Consider the following 16,533-nt stretch of genomic DNA (forward strand, 5'->3'; position numbering starts at 1 on the left):
CAGGTATCCCTATGAAAAAAGATTTCCACGCCATCATTGCCGCCATGACTGCCGAAGAGAAAGTGGCGCTGCTCAGCGGTAGCGGTTTGTGGCGCACAGCCAGTTTCCCGCAGCATGGCATTAGCGACATTGTGATGACGGATGGCACCTACGGCGTCCGTTACAGCACCAGCCAGATCGAACAGGGGGAAAATTGGCACATTAGCGATTTCCTCGCCGTGATTGGCCAAAGCGCAGGCGAGGTAGAGCAGGAAGAACAAAAAGGTGGCTCTGAGGCGCTGTTCAGCAAATCCAAACCGGCCACCTGCTTCCCGAATGGTTCAACCCTCGCCTGCAGTTGGGACGTGGATCTGGTGTACCAAATGGGTGAGGCGTTGGCCAAAGAGTGCCAGGAGATGGGCGTAGGGATTCTGCTTGGGCCGGGGATCAATATTCGTCGCACGCCTTTGGCAGGCCGTGGCTATGAATATTACTCGGAAGATCCGGTGGTCAGCGGTGACGTGGCCGCAGCTCTGATCAACGGACTGCAGGACGGTGGCGTGGGTGCCAGCCTGAAGCACTTTGCCGCCAACAACTCAGAATACCGCCGTACCGAAATGGATTCGGTGGTGGAAGAACGGGCGCTGCGGGAGATTTACCTCTCGGGATTCAAGCGGGCAATCGACAAATCCAACCCCTGGACGGTGATGTCGTCCTATAACCGGCTCAATGGCGTGCAAACCTCGCAACACCACTGGTTGCTGACCGAGGTACTGCGCAATGAGTGGCGTTATGATGGGCTGGTGATGTCCGACTGGTACGGCATCAAAGACCGCCCCGCTTCTTTGCTGGCGGGTAACGATTTGGCCATGCCGGAAACCCAGCGTGATAAACAGGAGCTGTTGCAGGCGATCGAACGCGGAGAGATCCCTACAGAGGTTCTCGATACTGCCTGCTTGCGGATGTTAACCCTGCTCGACAAGGTGCAGCGCCACCGCAAGCCGGGCACCAAGGCCGATTACCCGCAACATCATCGCTTGGCACAACAGTTGGCTGTCGAATCGATGGTGTTATTGAAAAACGAAGGGAATATCCTGCCGCTGCAAGCCGGCAAGAAAACCACCATCGCCGTATTGGGTAAACCGGCGCAGGAGCCGGTGATCCAGGGTTCGGGCTGTGCTACCACCGTGCCTTACATGCTCGATCGTCCGCTGGATGAAATTTTCGAGGTGGCTGGTAACGACTTCCAGATCGATTATGCCATCGGCACACCCGATGATAATCACGTCGACCCGCAAGCGCAGGCACATGCGGTTGAGCTAGCCAGCAAGGCGGACGTTGCCGTGGTGTTCGTCAGCACTGCCATTGGCGAAGATGGCGAAAACGGCGATCGCCGGGATCTGAATATCTTGCCTAGCCATGAAGCGCTGATCCGTGCGGTAGCCAAACGGCAGCCTAATGTGGTGGTCGTTTTGGCTAACAGCGATGCGGTGGTGATGCCTTGGCTATCAGACTGCAAAGCCCTGCTGGAGACCTTCTTTGCGGGCCAGGGCATGGGCCGTGCGGTGGCGGATATTCTATTTGGCCGGGCCAACCCCTGTGGCAAGCTGACGGTTACGGTGCCTAACACTCTGGAAGAAACTCCGGCCTGGCTCGATTACCCAGGTGAAAACCTGCGCCATCACTACAGCGAAGGGCTGTATGTCGGATATCGCTACTACGACCGACGTAAGCTGACGCCGCAGTTCCCATTCGGTTTTGGCCTGAGCTATAGCCAGTTTAGCTATGCCAAGCTGGCGACTTCGGTCACGGAACTTGAGGAGGGGCAGCCCTTAACCGTCAGCGTTGAGGTGACCAACCGTGGCGATCGGGCCGGTAAAGAGATCGTACAGCTTTACCTGACTGCACCGCAGGGAGATCTGGCACGTGAAGTCCTGGCGTTGAAAGCCTTTGCCAAAGTGCACCTTGAGGCGGGTGAAAGCAAAATGGTGACTATGACGCTCGAATGGCCGGACTTTGCCTGTTTCCATCCAGGCATGGCCGCTTGGGTGGTCGATCCTGGCGAGTACCAGCTTCACGTAGCGCGTTCTTCGCGGGATATTGCACTGAGCACGGTGGTCAAGCTGTGCGCCAAGCCCTATTATTTACCGCTAAAGGTGGATAATTCGTTGCAACAGCTGATCGCTACCCCGCCGGCTTTTGACCGCGTGGTGAAGTTATTGGTCAGCAAAAACGGCATGCCGGAGGCGCTGATGCGCGAAAAGCTCATCGCGATTGCTCCGGATCTGTTCTGCGGCCTGTTTATCGCCCTGACGGAGTTCCTGGCTATTGCTATTACTCAGCAGGAGTTGGAGGCTGTATTAGCGGAGCCTGCTGGGAGCCATTGAGCCGCCAGCCCCTCACCCCAACCCTCTCCCACAGGGAGAGGGAGCTGGTACGGTGATGTAATTTGGTTAAGAGCGATAGGTATGAGGTGTTGGTTCGATGCAAAGGTTGAACACAGGGATCACACGGTGGCACGGGCTGTCCCCTCTCCTTGGGGAGAGGGTTAGGGTGAGGGAGAAAGATCCCACCCCCGTATTTTCATCACCAGCCTCTGGGGATAAATAAGCCGATGTTTCCTTTCTCTGTCACCCGGCAACCCAAGCCGCAATCCCATCCGCAGGCGCAAGCAGCGATCCATGAGGGCAGCGGCTATGAACTGATCTCGTTTGACGCCGAAAAGCTCAACGTTTTCGCCGCCGAGGTTTACTACTGCGAACCCCATTGGCACTCTGCCCCTGAGCTGATCTGCATCTTGTCCGGCGAGTTTTCCGTGACCCTAGGCCATGCCACCTCGGTAGCCAGTGCGGGCAGCATGTTGTATATCAACCCGGATGAAATTCATTCTCTTGAAGCTCGCGCCCCAAACAGCCAACTGCTGACCATCCAGTTTTCCCCCCATCTGTTTGATGAAACCCATCCGGCCCCGCTGATATTTAATCAGGGCGACCGCGCAACAGAGCGGCAAATTAGCAATGCCGTGATCGCCCTGCTCGATAACCTGGTCACCGCACCCCCCTCGTTTACCCGCATTGCCCTGGTTTATCATCTGTTGGGCACGCTTGCCGCCGCAGCGCCAAACCAGGCAGATCAACAGCAGGTTGGCGTCAGGAAAAAAGACCAACAGTTGGTCAAATACGGTATTGAGTTTATCAACCAGCATTTTGACGATGAGCTCAACCTGGCCACCATTGCCGAGCACGCTGGCGTCAGCTACCACCACTTTTCCCGTATCTTCAAAAAGATCAGCGGCTACAATTTTAAAGAATATCTGACCATGATCAGAATTAATAAGGCCAAACTGCTGCTGAAAGACACCAATATCCCGATCACCGACATCAGCTACACCTGCGGTTTCAGCGGCCATAAACAGCTGATTTTTGCCTTTAACAAATATTGCCGCATGACGCCAACCGAGTTCCGAAAAAGCTACCTTACCGCCATCAATTCGGCGGCAGAGCTGCAGATCATGACCGATTTCCGCTGTCTGCCACTGGATCGGCAGATCGTTGCACGTTTACAAAGCTTCAACGCTGACCCGCAATAATTAAAATAATCATTGCCCTATGCCGCCCATGGCTATACTTACCGCAGTAGCTACCGCAGGTATCGCCGTTGCCTGAACTGTCCTGTCTTAACTGTCTGTGGAGCCGTGCCCATGAGCAAATCAGCTAAAACTCCCCGCCCTGTTAAAGCCCCAAGCTATCTGGATGCTCTACTGCCGATAGTGACGTTGATTTTGCTGGTCGGATCTTCCGTTGCTCTGTTTGGACTTGAAGCCGTCAACGGTCCTTTGCAGGTGGCCATCATCCTAAGCACCATGATCACCGCTATGGTCATCCTGAAGAATGGCCATAGCTGGGAGGAGGTTTCCGAGTCTGGCCGCAAAGGTATTGCCACCATCTCGGGGGCCATTTTTATCCTGTTTTCCGTTGGGGCGCTGATTGGCACCTGGAACATGTCCGGCACCATTCCTACCATGGTGTATTACGGCATTATCATGATCACCCCCAACTGGTTCTACCCGATAGCCTTTTTGGTCTGCGTTGGCGTCTCTTTAAGTATTGGCAGCTCCTGGACCACGGCGGGCACCTTGGGAGTCGGGTTGGTTGGGCTGGCCAATATGCTGGGGATATCACCAGAAATTACGGCTGGTGCCGTAATTTCCGGGGCTTACGTGGGTGACAAGATCTCGCCGCTGTCTGAAAGTACCGTATTGGCCGCTCAGCTCAACGGCGTCGAATTGTATAAACATATTCGCGCCCAGCTTTGGACCACCATTCCGGCGGCGGTCATTGCCCTGATCGGTTTTATTCTGTTAGGGCTAAATCAGCACAGTGCCTTTGATGCCACCATCACCAACAACGAACTGACCCGTTTTAACGAACTGTTCCACATCACCCCGTGGAACCTGTTGCCGCTGGTTTTCCTGTTGGCATTATCGGTAGCCAAGGTGCCCGCCCCGTTAGCCATCATGTGCTCGGCCTTGATGGCGGGGATCATGACGTCCTTTATGCAACCGCAGGTGATCGAACGCTTTATTGTCGAACCCGGTCTTGCCAGCCCGCTGTTGGCCATCAAGGCGGCCTGGCTGGCGATGGCGACCGGCTTCCAGGAGAACTCAGGTATAGAACAGATTGATGCCCTGCTGTCACGCGGCGGTATGGACAGCATGTTGTTTACGATCTGGCTGATTATCGGCGCGGTGACGTTTGGTATTATGGTGGATGACTTCGGCCTGCTGAACAAACTGGTTACGCCGCTGCTGCTGCGGGCCAGAACCGTGGGCAAGCTGTTTACCTCGGTGGTTGCTACCGCGATTGGGCTGAATATTGCCGCGGGCGATCAGTATATTGCGCTGCTGCTACCTACCCGGCTGTACCGTGCCGAATTTGCCAAGCGGGGGCTGGCCCCTGAGAACCTGTCGCGCATCGTTTCGGATGCCGGGATTGTCACCTCACCGCTGATCCCCTGGAACTCCTGCGGCGCTTATATGGCTGCGGTACTGGGTGTCTCGACCATGGCCTACATGCCGTTTGCCATCTTTAATATTGCCGCACCGCTGATCACTCTGGCACTAGGCATCACCGGCTTTAATATTCGCCATATCTCGGTGGCTGCCCCGTCAGAAGGAGATAATCCGAGCCGTAAAGCGGTTGAGTAACAACAACCGTGAAACCAATACCGAGGCCACAAAAACCAGGACCAGTAAGGTAAATTTAAGCGTGGCGTCATTAAAGTCATACAGCGTAGTAATGAAATAGAACACGCTGTAGTGAACGATATAGACGCCCACCATCGCTGGGCTGATAAACTCCACGACGCGGGTAAGCAATCGGCTCTTGATGGCGATATTATCAAACAGGATAAACAGCGCCAGGCTCATGCCCAACAGGTGCAAGTGCTCCAATACAAACCAGCCGGCGACGCTGATCTGGGTATGGGTTGATAGGTAAAGTTCGTAGAAATACATGGAGATACCGATGGGGATCACCAGCAGCCTGGCGGCCCACTGCACGCTGGGTTTTTTGGTGAACCTGCGACCCGGTGCTTCCCCCAGCACATGGCCAATAATGTAGTAGCCGCCCCAGACCCAAATAAACGAATAACTGGAGATAAACAGCGGGTCATCTTGGGTATCCAACGGGCTGAAAATGTCCAACAGGGCAATAACGGCAACCAGCCCGGCAAACACGGCCGCAGTGATTTTCAAATGTTTAATACCCTTAAGGATGATGGGGTAAATTAAATAGATGATCCCCATGTTGAGTAATATGCCATTTTGTAGAATATATCCCTGATGAATGTATTGGGTTTTGATCAAGGATGAAACAATGTTCCAGAAAATCATGATCAGGATAATGGATTTTATTTTCACCATGATTTCTTGTCTGGTGAGTTTCTCCACCTCATCCATATAACCGATAATGATAAAAAACAACGGCTTGGCGATAATAGATACAAAGTACAATACGCCCATGGTATTCGCATGGAGGAAACACTCGAAGGCACACATTTGGCTGGTCGAGAAGAAGGTGACGGCGGCAAAACAACTTAAACTCTTTAATGCCTGCTGGCTGACATTGTTGATCATGGTTTTCCATCCATCACCGGGTTGACGTGACACACCCTACTGTTTTTTATAAAAATAATCTTAGTACATTAACACTCACTGCACAACGCGCATCTTTAACCATGATCCGAATGACTACTCATATCATAGGAGTTTTCCTAGAATCCGATAGACAGGTTTTGATATATTAACTATTTTTATACAACCTGCATTTTTATGCTTGAAATACATTGCCCCCAAGCCAGTAACAACCCGCTACTTTTTATTATGTGATTGATTTTATTTAAAAAAATGACAAATACAATCATATCTGCAAGTTACAACCCGCCAAAATAAAGCATTATCATTAATTTCATTAGCTTTAAAGGATTGTTAATCAAGAATATTCTCGTGATTGGTTTTTTATTCCGTCAGGCGACAGCATTTCACCTACAATCGGAATCAACAGTGCTGATGTTGAAGAAAAAAGTTATTTGCGACAGGAAAATTTGCCGGTTATGACTATGATTTAATCGTAAGTCGGTTGGTAACGTTATCCTTTAATTACGCAATACTTTATTTGACTTGGTGTCAGTAAGGAAAACCATGACGAGCTCATCAACGAATAAACTGTCCCTATGGTCACTCACCGCACTGGTAGTGGGCTCCATGATAGGGGCCGGTATATTTTCTTTACCGGCTACCTTTGGACGCGCTACGGGAGGGTTTGGTGCCATTATCGCCTGGTGTATTGCGGGCGGCGGGATGTTAATGCTGGCCTTTGTGTTTCAAACGCTGGCGCAACGTAAACCCGATCTCGATTCCGGCGTGTTTATCTATGCCAAAGCCGGATTCGGTGATTATCTAGGATTTGCCTCTGCACTTGGCTTCTGGGCCGGGACCTGTATTGGTAACGTCTCTTACTTTGTGCTGATCAAATCTACCCTGGGGGCCTTCTTCCCGATATTTGGCGACGGCAATACTATTCCCGCGGTGTTGTTTGCCTCGGTCATTCTTTGGGGATTCCACATTCTGGTACTGCGCGGGGTTAAAAGCGCTGCGGCGATCAACACCATTGCCACCATCGCCAAAATCCTGCCGATCCTCATCTTTATCATTGTGCTGATCTTTGCCTTCAAAAGTGACGTGTTTGCACTCAACTTCTGGGGAACACCAGAGACCGCAGCCTCTGCAGCCTCTTTGGCAAGCGTGGGCGATCTCTCTCACCTTAACGACTACGGCTATGTAGGTCATGCCGCCGCCGCCATCGTCCCGACCGCGGAACCCGAATCCCTGTTCAGCCAGGTGCGCAGCACCATGTTGGTAACGGTATTCGTCTTCCTGGGGATTGAAGGTGCCAGCGTCTATTCCCGCTATGCCAAAGAACGCAGCCACGTGGGGATTGCCACGGTGTTGGGGTTCATCGGGGTGCTGTGCCTGTTGGTGCTGATCACCATGCTGTCTTACGGCGTGCTGCTCCGTCCCGATCTGGCGGCGTTGCGCCAACCTTCGATGGCGGGCGTGTTGGAAGCTATCGTTGGGCGCTGGGGGGCGATCTTCATCAGCGTGGGCCTGATTGTTTCGGTACTGGGCGCTTATCTCTCCTGGTCTTTGCTGGCGGCAGAAGTGCTGTTTTCCGCCGCGAAAAGCAAGAGTATGCCGAAAGTATTCGCTACCGAAAACAGCAATGCGGTGCCCTCTGCTGCCGTCTGGCTGACCAACATCACCATTCAAGTGTTCTTAATCCTGACGCTGTTTAGTGATTACGCCTTCCAACTGGCGCTCGAACTGACCAGTTCCCTGACGCTGATCCCGTACCTGTTGGTGGGTGCCTATGGGCTGAAGCTGGCCATGACCGGCGAAACCTACGAAACCGACAAACGCGATCATAAAAAGGATCTGATCTTCGCGCTGATCGCCACCTTCTACGCACTGCTGATGCTGTACGCCGGTGGTATGAAGTATCTGCTGCTCTCCGCCATCATCTATGGCCCAGGCACGCTGCTATACATTATGGCCAAACGTGAACAGCACGCAAAAGTGTTCACCCCGGCCGAGATGGGGCTCTTTGTAATCGTTATGGTCGCCGCCGTTGCTGCAATCTACAGCATTGCCACTGGCGTTATCACAATCTGATCGAGGCAAGTCATTATGTCGACTAAAAAAAAGACGCAGTCCAAGTTTGGTGTTCATTCAGAAGTAGGGAAATTACATAAAGTCATGGTCTGCGCCCCTGGCAAGGCGCATAACCGGCTAACGCCGAGTAATTGTGATGAGCTGTTGTTTGATGACGTGCTGTGGGTTGAGCGCGCCAAGCGTGACCATTTTGACTTCATGACCAAGATGCGTGAACACGGCGTGGACGTGGTGGAAATGCACAACCTGCTGGCTGAAACCCTGGCGCTGCCCGAAGCCAGAAAGTGGATCCTGGATCAGCAGATTGTGCCTAATGAAGTGTCACTGGGGATCTTGAATGAAACCCGCAGCTTCCTTGATGGCCTGGCACCACGGGCGTTGGCGGAGGTGCTGATCGGTGGCCTTTCCACTACCGAGCTGGCCAAAGAAGGCTATGCCGACCACGAAGAGCTGAAACTGATCCGCGAAGCGGTAGGCATTACCGAATACCTGCTGCCACCGCTGCCGAATACCTTATATACCCGTGATACCACCTGCTGGATCTACGGCGGCGTGACCTTGAACCCGCTGTATTGGCCTGCCCGTCACGAAGAAACCATTCTGACCACGGCGATCTACAAGTTCCACCCAGACTTTGGCGAAGCCAATGTTAACGTCTGGTGGGGGGACCCAACGGTGCACCACGGTACCGCCACGCTCGAAGGTGGGGACGTGATGCCGATCGGCAACAAAACGGTGCTGATTGGGATGAGTGAGCGTACTTCGCATCAGGCGATCACCCAGCTGGCCGCCGCGCTGTTTGCCAACAAACATTCCGGCGTTGAACGAGTGATGATTGCCGCCATGCCGAAACTGCGTGCCGCCATGCACCTGGATACGGTCTTTACCTTCTGCGACCGCGATGTAGTGACGCTCTACCCGGCTATCGTCAATCAGATCAAAACCTTCTCGCTGCGCCCGGATTCTGGCCCAACCGGCATGAAGCTGAGCCGCGATAAAGGCACCTTTGTTGAAGCCATTGCCGGAGCACTGAACCTGAAAAAACTGCGGGTGGTGGAAACCGAAGGCAACGACTACGACACCGAACGCCAACAGTGGGACAGCGGCAACAACATGGTGGCGCTCTCTCCTGGGGTGGTGCTGGCTTACGACCGTAATACCAAAACCAATACCCAACTGCGTAAAGAAGGGGTTGAGGTGATTGAGATTGTCGGTAGTGAGCTGGGCCGTGGCCGTGGCGGCGGCCACTGTATGACCTGCCCGATTATCCGCGATGCCATTGATTACTAATCGCCAGGCGTGATCGGAAAAGGCCGGATTTTCCGGCCTTTTTTATGCTGAAAAAATCACTGCGCATCTACGCGATGAATATCCCCGATTCAAAGTCCTGCGGTGACAATTTTAGCAGCCGCAGCCAACACGTCTTTGCGGGCTTCGGCATTCTGCTGTGGCTGCGTGAAATAGGTCACCAACACCAACGGTGCGTGGTTAGCTGGCCAAATCACGGCGATATCGTTAGTGGTACCGTAATCACCGCTGCCGGTTTTATCACCGACCACCCACGTGGTTGGCAGACCTGCGCGAATGCTGGCTCCGCCGGTAGTATTCCCCTTCATCCATTCAACCAGTTGAGCACGCTGTGGTTCAGCAAGCGCTTTGCCCAAGGTCAGGTTTTGCAGGCTTATTGCCATCGCCTGCGGCGAGGTGGTGTCACGCTTATCACCCGGGATGGCGGTATTTAAAGTGGGTTCGGTACGATCGAGACGGAAGGTTTTATCGCCGATAGTACGCGCAAATTCTGTCACTTTTGCCGGGCCGCCAAGATGCTCAAGGATCTTGTTCATCGCCGTGTTGTCACTGTACTGGATAGTGGCGGCGCTGAACTCGGCCAGGGTCATCCCGGTATCCAGGTGTTTTTCGGCGATCGGGTTGTAGTTGACCAGATCGGATTGTTTGATCTCCATCCGCTTAGCCAAAAGATTTTTATCCGTCTCGCTCTGTTTTAACAACGCCGACACTGCCATCACCTTGCTGGTGCTGCACATGGGAAAACGTTCATCCCCACGATACAGGATCTGCGAATTATCGGCGGTATCGATCAGCGCCACGCCCAGGCGGCCACCGGAGTTTTTCTCCAGGTCAGACAGTTGCTGCTGAATATTGGCCTTGGCATTAGCGGGTTGCGCCCATAACGGTGCGCTACCGAACAGCAACGGCATAACCGTAGCGACCATCAGGGTGGTTTGACGTAATGTATTTCTAACCATGTTTTGCCTCACATAAAATGGATTAACGCAGCGGAGTTCTTTTCGGATGGCGGGAAATATCCTCTGTTAGGCCGTTATTGACAAGCGACAAGAATTTTCTCTAGCATAAAGAAAATCTTTTGGATAATACCCATGCGCTCTAATCTTCCCCTGAATGCCCTACGTGCTTTTGAGGCCTCTGCCAGACATTTGAGTTTCACACGGGCAGCGCTGGAGCTCTATGTTACCCAGGCCGCCGTTAGCCAACAGGTGCGGCTGCTTGAAGAACGCCTGGGCATGGTGCTGTTTAAACGCTTACCCCGTGGTTTAGAAATGACGGAGGAATCACGGGCGCTGTTTGCCGTGTTAACCGACGCCTTTGGTCATATTGAAAAAGCCTTCCGGCAGTTTGAAGGGGGACAATTCCAGGAGGTGCTCACCGTGGCCGCCGTTGGCACCTTTGCCGTGGGCTGGCTGTTGCCGCGTCTTGATCGGTTCAGGCAAGAGCATCCTTTTGTCGAACTGCGGTTGCGCACCAACAATAACGTCGTCAATCTGGCCGCCGAAGGGCTGGATTTCGCCATCCGTTTTGGTACCGGTTTGTGGCCATCAACCCATAACGAAATGCTGTTTGATGCTCCGTTGACCGTGTTGTGTACCCCCGCTACGGCTAAGCGGATCGTTACCCCTGCCGATCTGCTGCAGGAGGATTTGCTGCGTTCTTACCGTGCTGAAGAGTGGGAAAACTGGTTTGCCGCCGCTGGCCTGCAGGCGGTGAGAGTGAATGGCGCCATCTTTGATTCATCCCGTCTGATGATCGAGAGCGCCATCCATTCCGGTGGTGTGGCGTTAGCCCCAGCGAAAATGTTTGCCCGGGAGCTCGCCACCGCACAGTTGGTGCGCCCTTTTGCTACCGAAATCAACATGGGCAGTTATTGGTTAACCCATTTAAAATCGAAGGCAATGACCCCGGCGATGGAAATATTTAGCGAATGGTTACTGAAGGAAGCGGCAGAAGATAATACGTAGGGGCGCAGCATGGCTGCGCCCCTCGAGTTTCCAGACTTATTGCAGCTCCTCACGGATCCGTTTGGCCGCGCTTTGCAACAGCTTATAGGCCTCATAGCGGTTAGCGTGCAACGGGTGGAAATCCGCATTCGGTTGATATTGGCTATCCAACTCGGAAAACTGCGCCATCGCCTGCTCCACCGAGGCGGCAACCTTCCCCGCCACAGCACCCAGGATAGCCGACCCCAGCAATACCGGTTCTTCCGCCTTGGTTGTCAGCACGGCGCAACCACAGCTATCCGCCAGCAACTGCCGCACCAACGGATGACGGCCAGCCCCGCCGCTGATCACGATCTGCTCAACGGTGACGCCCATCTGAGACTGGGCATCGAGGATTTGCCTGAGTCCATAGCCAATCCCGCAAATGCCAGCAACATACAGGGCCACCAGATTATCGAGATTGCTTTCCATACCCAACCCGGCAACCACGGCACGGGAATGGGGATCGGCAAAGGGGGCGCGGTTGCCAAGGAACTCGGGAACCACATGCAGGCCATTGGCGAGTTTTGCCGCTTCCGACGCAGAAACCATTTTGGTCAGCGCCAAATCGGCCAGCAAGGTTGGCAGTGAAATACCCAATGCCTTAGCCTGCTCCGTTGCCTCTGGTGCCGCGGGGTGGAACGAAACCAACTGCTTGATCGCCGCCCCCGCCGCGCTCTGCCCACCTTCATTCAACCAATATCCCGGCACCATTGCAGAGTAATATGGCCCCCAAACGCCTGGAACAAAGGCCGGGTTTTGCGTGGTTGTCATCGTGCAGGACGACGTGCCAAACACGTAAGCCAGGTTATTGGTGACGCCACCGCCGACACCGACGGTACCAATCCCGCCAGCATGGGCATCAATCAAGCCCACGGCGACGGGCGTGCCCACTACTAATCCCATTTCTTTGGCGGCTTCTGTCGTCAAGCCTTCGCCACAAGGCGTACCGGGCTCTTGGATGCGATCCCCAATACGGCGGAACGCTTCGTCTGCCAACTCTTCAAGGCCGATGGTACGGAAATAGTCCGGATCCCAACGTTTCTCATGGGCCAGATAGGTCCATTTGCAGGTCACCGTACAGACGGAGCGAGCCAAGTCCCCAGTGGCACGCCAGGTCAGGAAATCGGCCAGATCGAAGAACTGCCAGGCGCTATCGTAGACCGTACGACGGTTCTCCTTCAGCCAAAGCAGCTTGGGCGTTTCCATTTCTGGGGAGATTTTACCGCCAACGTAGTTGAGCACCGGATGTCCGGTGGCGTTGATCCGCTCGGCCTGCTCCGTGGCCCGATGGTCCATCCACACAATAATGTTACGGTCGGGATCTTCAGATGGCCCTACTGCCAGGGGGTTGCCGTCTGCATCGAGTACCACCAGGGAACAGGTGGCATCAAAGCCGATGCCTGCCACATTGTCTGGGGCAATACCGGATGCGGCAACCGCCTGCTTGATGCTGGCACACACCGCTTGCCATATCTCACGGCTGGATTGTTCAACATAATTTTCCGGACCGCGGAACAGGGTGATCTCTTGGCTGGCATGCGCCAACATGGTACCCGAGAGATCAAAAACCCCTGCCCGTGCGCTGCCTGAACCCACATCGACACCAATAACGACCTGCTGTTGATTGTTCATCATTTTCACCTATCAGAGATCGACGCTATTTGGCAGGATCACCAGATCACGTACGGTGACATGCTTCGAGCGCGTTACCATAAACAATACCGCTTCGGCCACTTCCCTTGGCTGCATCAGGCTGCCGTTGGCCAGAGCCTCTTCCATCTTGGCTTTTGGCCAATCGTCCAACAGCGCGGTAACCACCGGCCCCGGCAACACGGCGCCAACCCGCACACCATATTGGGACACCTGTCGGCGTGTGGAGTGCACAAATGCCTGAACGGCAAATTTTGAGGCGGTATAAATCGGTTCCCAGATCACCGGGACGACCCCGGCAATCGAACTGGTAAACAGAATATCGCCAGACTTTTGCTCGATCAGATGCGGCAGCACTGCCTGCACAGAACGGAACGCGGCGTTAATATTGAGATTAAGCACGCGATCCCAAACGTCCGGATCCCCTTCTGCCACCGGGCCGCCAATATAGGCGCCGGCATTGGCGTGAAAAATATCGAGTCGCCCGGCCGCCGCTAAAATACCGGGCAGCATGCCGGAAACCTGCTGCGGGTTGAGCAAATCGATGACCAGTGGATACGCGTTTTCGCCAAGTTCATCGGTCAGGCGTTGCAGCTTTTCCTGGTCACGGTCGATCAGCACCACTTTAGCCCCGGCCTGCAGGAAAATACGCGCACACTCCAGGCCGATACCCGAGGCCGCGCCGGTGATCGCCGCGACCTTACCTTTGAGGGAGAAATTCAATTGGGTGAAATCTGTCATGGTTGGGTTCCTTTATTAAACAAGAGATCAAATTTTCACGACGAAGTCACCGCGTGTGAGTTCATCGAGTTAAGAAATTTGGCTGTCAATATTGCCCCTCACCCTAACCCTCTCCCAAAGGGAGAGGGAACCGAGCGTGCCACGGATTAGCTATCGAGCCTAACTTCAGCACCGAATTCGCAAGGGCTAAAACGTACCCCTTTTCCTGACCCAGCCTGATATTTGCAAGTGTTGGAAACGCACCACAGCCGCTGACCTCAACGCCGTACCGCCCACTCTCCCTGTGGGAACCGAACGTGCCACGGATTTGCTCCCGTGCCTGATTTCAGCACCGAACTCGCAAGAGCTATAACGTACCAAGAGCTATAACGTACCTTTTCCTTACCCGGCTTTATCTTTGCAAGGGTTGGAAACGCACCACCGCCGTTGACCTCAACGCCGTACCGCCCACTCTCCCTGTGGGAACCGAACGTGCCACGGATTATCTATCGAGCCTAACTTCAGCACCTAAATCGCAAGGGCTAAAACGTACCCCTTTTCCTGACCCAGCCTGATATTTGCAAGGGTTGGAAACGCACTTCCGCACCTGACCTTAACGCCGTGCCAGCCCCCTCTCCCTGTGGGAGAGGGTTGGGGTGAGGGGACGTTTACGCACCGTGTCATACTCTTTGCTCACGACGCTCAATCGATTGAGCATAATTGCTACTTTTTATTTTTACTGTCAAGATATAGAAAATTGGGGAGCGAAATTTGTGACTGGGTTCAAAGCAAAAAAAACGACGATTTACGATCTGGCCGAACTAGCCGGAGCCTCCTCAAGTGCGGTCAGCGCCGTGCTCAATGGCAGTTGGAAAAAGCGCCGCATTGGCGCCCAACTGGCAGATAAAATCCTGCGCCTGGCCGAAGAACAAGGCTATACCGTCAATCAGCAGGCCAGCCTGCTGCGCCGCCGTAAATCAACCATGATCGGCATGATCGTCCCCAAGTATGACAACCGTTATTTCGGTTCGATCGTCGAGCTATTCGAATCGATGGCCCGTGAACGCGGCCTGTTCCCGGTGATTACCTGCACCAGCCGCGATCCTGAACTGGAAATCGAAGCGGCGCGCACCATGCTTTCCTATCAGGTTGACTGGATCATCTCCACCGGTGCCACCGCCCCCGACAATATCACCGAGATCTGCGCTGCTTCCGGTATTTCAACGTTGAATCTCGATCTGCCAGGCACCCTCGCCCCTTCGGTGATCACCGATAACTATGCCGGTGCCAAAGAGCTGACGTTACGAATTCTGGCCAACTGTGAAAAACGGCTGGGCTACCTCAAGCCACTGATCTTTGTTGGCGGGCGCGGGGTTGACCATAACACCACGGAACGCCTGCGCGGCTTCAGAGATGCCCACCGGCAGTTAGGCGTTGAGGTCATCGAAGAGAACCTGTTGGCCTGCGGCTATTCCCCAGACAAGGCCGAACTGGCGATGAAGACCTTTATGGCTCAAGGCGGCGATCTGCAAACCGGGCTATTCGTCAACTCGACGATCTCGCTCGAAGGCGTGATGCGCTGGTTGGTGGCGTCTGGCTATCGCGGTGATAAGCAGCCAGTGATGGGCTGCTTTGACTGGGACCCTTTCGTACTGCTGTTAGGCCATGACATCGTGATGGTGAAGCAGGACGTCAACAAGATGTTGCAGGCGGCGTTTGCGCTGATCGATGCCAACTCCCAAGAAAAGCAACTGATTGAAATACCGCCGATCTTCCCAGAGATGATTTGAGGTAACTACGATGGGTAGGATTAAGCAAAGTACATGTCCATCAAGACATGCTCAAACAGATCTACGCTGCATGGATATGTCCATTGAGCTATGAAAATCCGCCATCTATAGCTCCAGGTTGATACCTCCACAACCTTTAACAATCATATTTTCCCTGGCATATGACGACAATCACCATATGCCAGAAAGTCTACTTCGCTCACACCAGACTGTCAGGTTTGATGGTGTTCTATCTACTAAACCTGTCAGCTTAAATCTAACATGACACAGCTAATCAGTAGGTTGGGAGCATTACCGTCAATTGCATTGGGTTATTATAACTGGACACGAAAGCCATTTTGTTCTGCTATTTTCCACGCTGAAGCCAACTCAGTTGGCGTTGGTGGAATAATATCAAACCAGTGAAAATTAAATACTTTTTCTCTCTGTTTATGTAAATCACCCATCGTATCAAACCCATCTCCAGGCAATCCTGTCTCAGAATTTACAACCAATACACTTAATGGTGGTAATTTGTTTTGAGCACAAAAGTGAAGAATATGACCTAGTTGACGATCCATTGTACCTGCACCTTTATAACCAAGAATATCAGCAATCTCTCCATATGTAGTTATCTTACGCTCATAAGCGAATCCGATAAGAATTTGCCATATTTGTAATGCTCTATTCTCAAGGGTATTTTTTTCAGAAAAATATTGGATCATAGATTCCTCTTCAGAGTTATAACACCGGCAACAGGGCCGACCAAATAAGCGCAGCGTTTTGTGTGTCCCGCGACCACAGGGAGCACACTGCTTGCGATAGCTATTCCTAGAATAGGATATCATGATCAAGGTCGTCCACCATTCCCCTATTTTCAGTAGCTCAG

General features: G+C 53.3%; 12 protein-coding genes. 7 read left to right on the forward strand and 5 right to left on the reverse strand.

Going from position 1 to position 16,533, the window contains the following annotated elements; genetic code table 11:
• The first annotated feature begins 11 nt into the window (after positions 1–11).
• The 3 genes from KGP16_RS13225 to KGP16_RS13235 all read left to right on the forward strand — a co-directional run bounded on the left by KGP16_RS13225 (position 12) and on the right by KGP16_RS13235 (position 5,185).
• A complete protein-coding gene (locus tag KGP16_RS13225) occupies positions 12–2,366 on the forward strand; it encodes a beta-glucosidase (RefSeq protein ID WP_223501481.1) in 2,355 nt (784 codons plus the stop codon).
• 227 nt (positions 2,367–2,593) lie between these two features.
• On the forward strand, positions 2,594–3,568 hold the full coding sequence (locus KGP16_RS13230; RefSeq protein ID WP_218519343.1) for an AraC family transcriptional regulator: 975 nt from the start codon (positions 2,594–2,596) through the stop codon (positions 3,566–3,568).
• Between the two features lie 111 nt (positions 3,569–3,679).
• Positions 3,680–5,185 carry a Na+/H+ antiporter NhaC family protein gene (locus KGP16_RS13235; RefSeq protein WP_223501482.1) on the forward strand — a complete coding sequence of 502 codons (1,506 nt, stop codon included), beginning with the start codon at positions 3,680–3,682 and terminating at the stop codon, positions 5,183–5,185.
• Here the strand turns inward: KGP16_RS13235 and KGP16_RS13240 are convergent.
• Entirely contained in the window at positions 5,147–6,115 is a 969-nt protein-coding gene (locus tag KGP16_RS13240; RefSeq protein ID WP_218519341.1) for an acyltransferase family protein, read from the reverse strand. The genes KGP16_RS13235 and KGP16_RS13240 overlap by 39 nt on opposite strands.
• 564 nt (positions 6,116–6,679) lie before the next feature.
• Between KGP16_RS13240 and KGP16_RS13245 the strand changes: the two genes are divergently transcribed.
• Positions 6,680–8,209, forward strand: coding sequence for an amino acid permease (locus tag KGP16_RS13245; RefSeq protein WP_218519340.1), 1,530 nt, complete (start codon positions 6,680–6,682; stop codon positions 8,207–8,209).
• A gap of 15 nt (positions 8,210–8,224) precedes the next feature.
• A complete protein-coding gene (gene arcA, locus KGP16_RS13250) occupies positions 8,225–9,499 on the forward strand; it encodes an arginine deiminase (RefSeq protein WP_021177942.1) in 1,275 nt (424 codons plus the stop codon).
• An 89-nt stretch (positions 9,500–9,588) separates the two neighbouring features.
• On the opposite strand, the gene blaFONA is transcribed toward arcA, so the two are convergent.
• A complete protein-coding gene (gene blaFONA, locus KGP16_RS13255; RefSeq protein ID WP_218519339.1) occupies positions 9,589–10,476 on the reverse strand; it encodes an FONA family class A beta-lactamase in 888 nt (295 codons plus the stop codon).
• 132 nt (positions 10,477–10,608) lie between these two features.
• Here blaFONA and KGP16_RS13260 point away from each other — a divergent pair, with 132 nt between their 5' ends.
• The gene (locus KGP16_RS13260; protein ID WP_021177940.1) at positions 10,609–11,484 is read left to right on the forward strand and encodes a LysR family transcriptional regulator; all 876 of its coding nucleotides are present in this window, start codon (positions 10,609–10,611) and stop codon (positions 11,482–11,484) included.
• Positions 11,485–11,520: 36 nt separating this feature from the next.
• Here KGP16_RS13260 and KGP16_RS13265 read toward each other — a convergent pair whose 3' ends face one another.
• Together KGP16_RS13265 and KGP16_RS13270 are read right to left on the reverse strand one after the other, a co-directional pair.
• On the reverse strand, positions 11,521–13,137 hold the full coding sequence (locus tag KGP16_RS13265; RefSeq protein WP_037375922.1) for an FGGY-family carbohydrate kinase: 1,617 nt from the start codon (positions 13,135–13,137) through the stop codon (positions 11,521–11,523).
• Positions 13,138–13,149: 12 nt separating this feature from the next.
• Entirely contained in the window at positions 13,150–13,896 is a 747-nt protein-coding gene (locus KGP16_RS13270) for an SDR family oxidoreductase (protein WP_172413909.1), read from the reverse strand.
• Between the two features lie 752 nt (positions 13,897–14,648).
• Here KGP16_RS13270 and KGP16_RS13275 point away from each other — a divergent pair.
• On the forward strand, positions 14,649–15,665 hold the full coding sequence (locus KGP16_RS13275; RefSeq protein WP_059200838.1) for a LacI family DNA-binding transcriptional regulator: 1,017 nt from the start codon (positions 14,649–14,651) through the stop codon (positions 15,663–15,665).
• A gap of 314 nt (positions 15,666–15,979) precedes the next feature.
• On the opposite strand, the gene KGP16_RS13280 is transcribed toward KGP16_RS13275, so the two are convergent.
• Positions 15,980–16,369 carry a hypothetical protein gene (locus KGP16_RS13280; protein ID WP_223499830.1) on the reverse strand — a complete coding sequence of 130 codons (390 nt, stop codon included), beginning with the start codon at positions 16,367–16,369 and terminating at the stop codon, positions 15,980–15,982.
• Between the last annotated feature and the right edge of the window lie 164 nt (positions 16,370–16,533).

Source organism: Serratia sp. JSRIV006 (assembly GCF_019968685.1).
Lineage (GTDB): Bacteria > Pseudomonadota > Gammaproteobacteria > Enterobacterales > Enterobacteriaceae > Chania > Chania fonticola_B.

Coding starts and splice junctions, on each gene's coding strand:
- KGP16_RS13225 (WP_223501481.1), top strand. CDS start 12: ATGAAAAAAGATTTCCACGCCATCATTGCCGCCATGACTGCCGAAGAG.
- KGP16_RS13230 (WP_218519343.1), top strand. CDS start 2,594: ATGTTTCCTTTCTCTGTCACCCGGCAACCCAAGCCGCAATCCCATCCG.
- KGP16_RS13235 (WP_223501482.1), top strand. CDS start 3,680: ATGAGCAAATCAGCTAAAACTCCCCGCCCTGTTAAAGCCCCAAGCTAT.
- KGP16_RS13240 (WP_218519341.1), bottom strand. CDS start 6,115: ATGATCAACAATGTCAGCCAGCAGGCATTAAAGAGTTTAAGTTGTTTT.
- KGP16_RS13245 (WP_218519340.1), top strand. CDS start 6,680: ATGACGAGCTCATCAACGAATAAACTGTCCCTATGGTCACTCACCGCA.
- arcA (WP_021177942.1), top strand. CDS start 8,225: ATGTCGACTAAAAAAAAGACGCAGTCCAAGTTTGGTGTTCATTCAGAA.
- blaFONA (WP_218519339.1), bottom strand. CDS start 10,476: ATGGTTAGAAATACATTACGTCAAACCACCCTGATGGTCGCTACGGTT.
- KGP16_RS13260 (WP_021177940.1), top strand. CDS start 10,609: ATGCGCTCTAATCTTCCCCTGAATGCCCTACGTGCTTTTGAGGCCTCT.
- KGP16_RS13265 (WP_037375922.1), bottom strand. CDS start 13,137: ATGAACAATCAACAGCAGGTCGTTATTGGTGTCGATGTGGGTTCAGGC.
- KGP16_RS13270 (WP_172413909.1), bottom strand. CDS start 13,896: ATGACAGATTTCACCCAATTGAATTTCTCCCTCAAAGGTAAGGTCGCG.
- KGP16_RS13280 (WP_223499830.1), bottom strand. CDS start 16,369: ATGATCCAATATTTTTCTGAAAAAAATACCCTTGAGAATAGAGCATTA.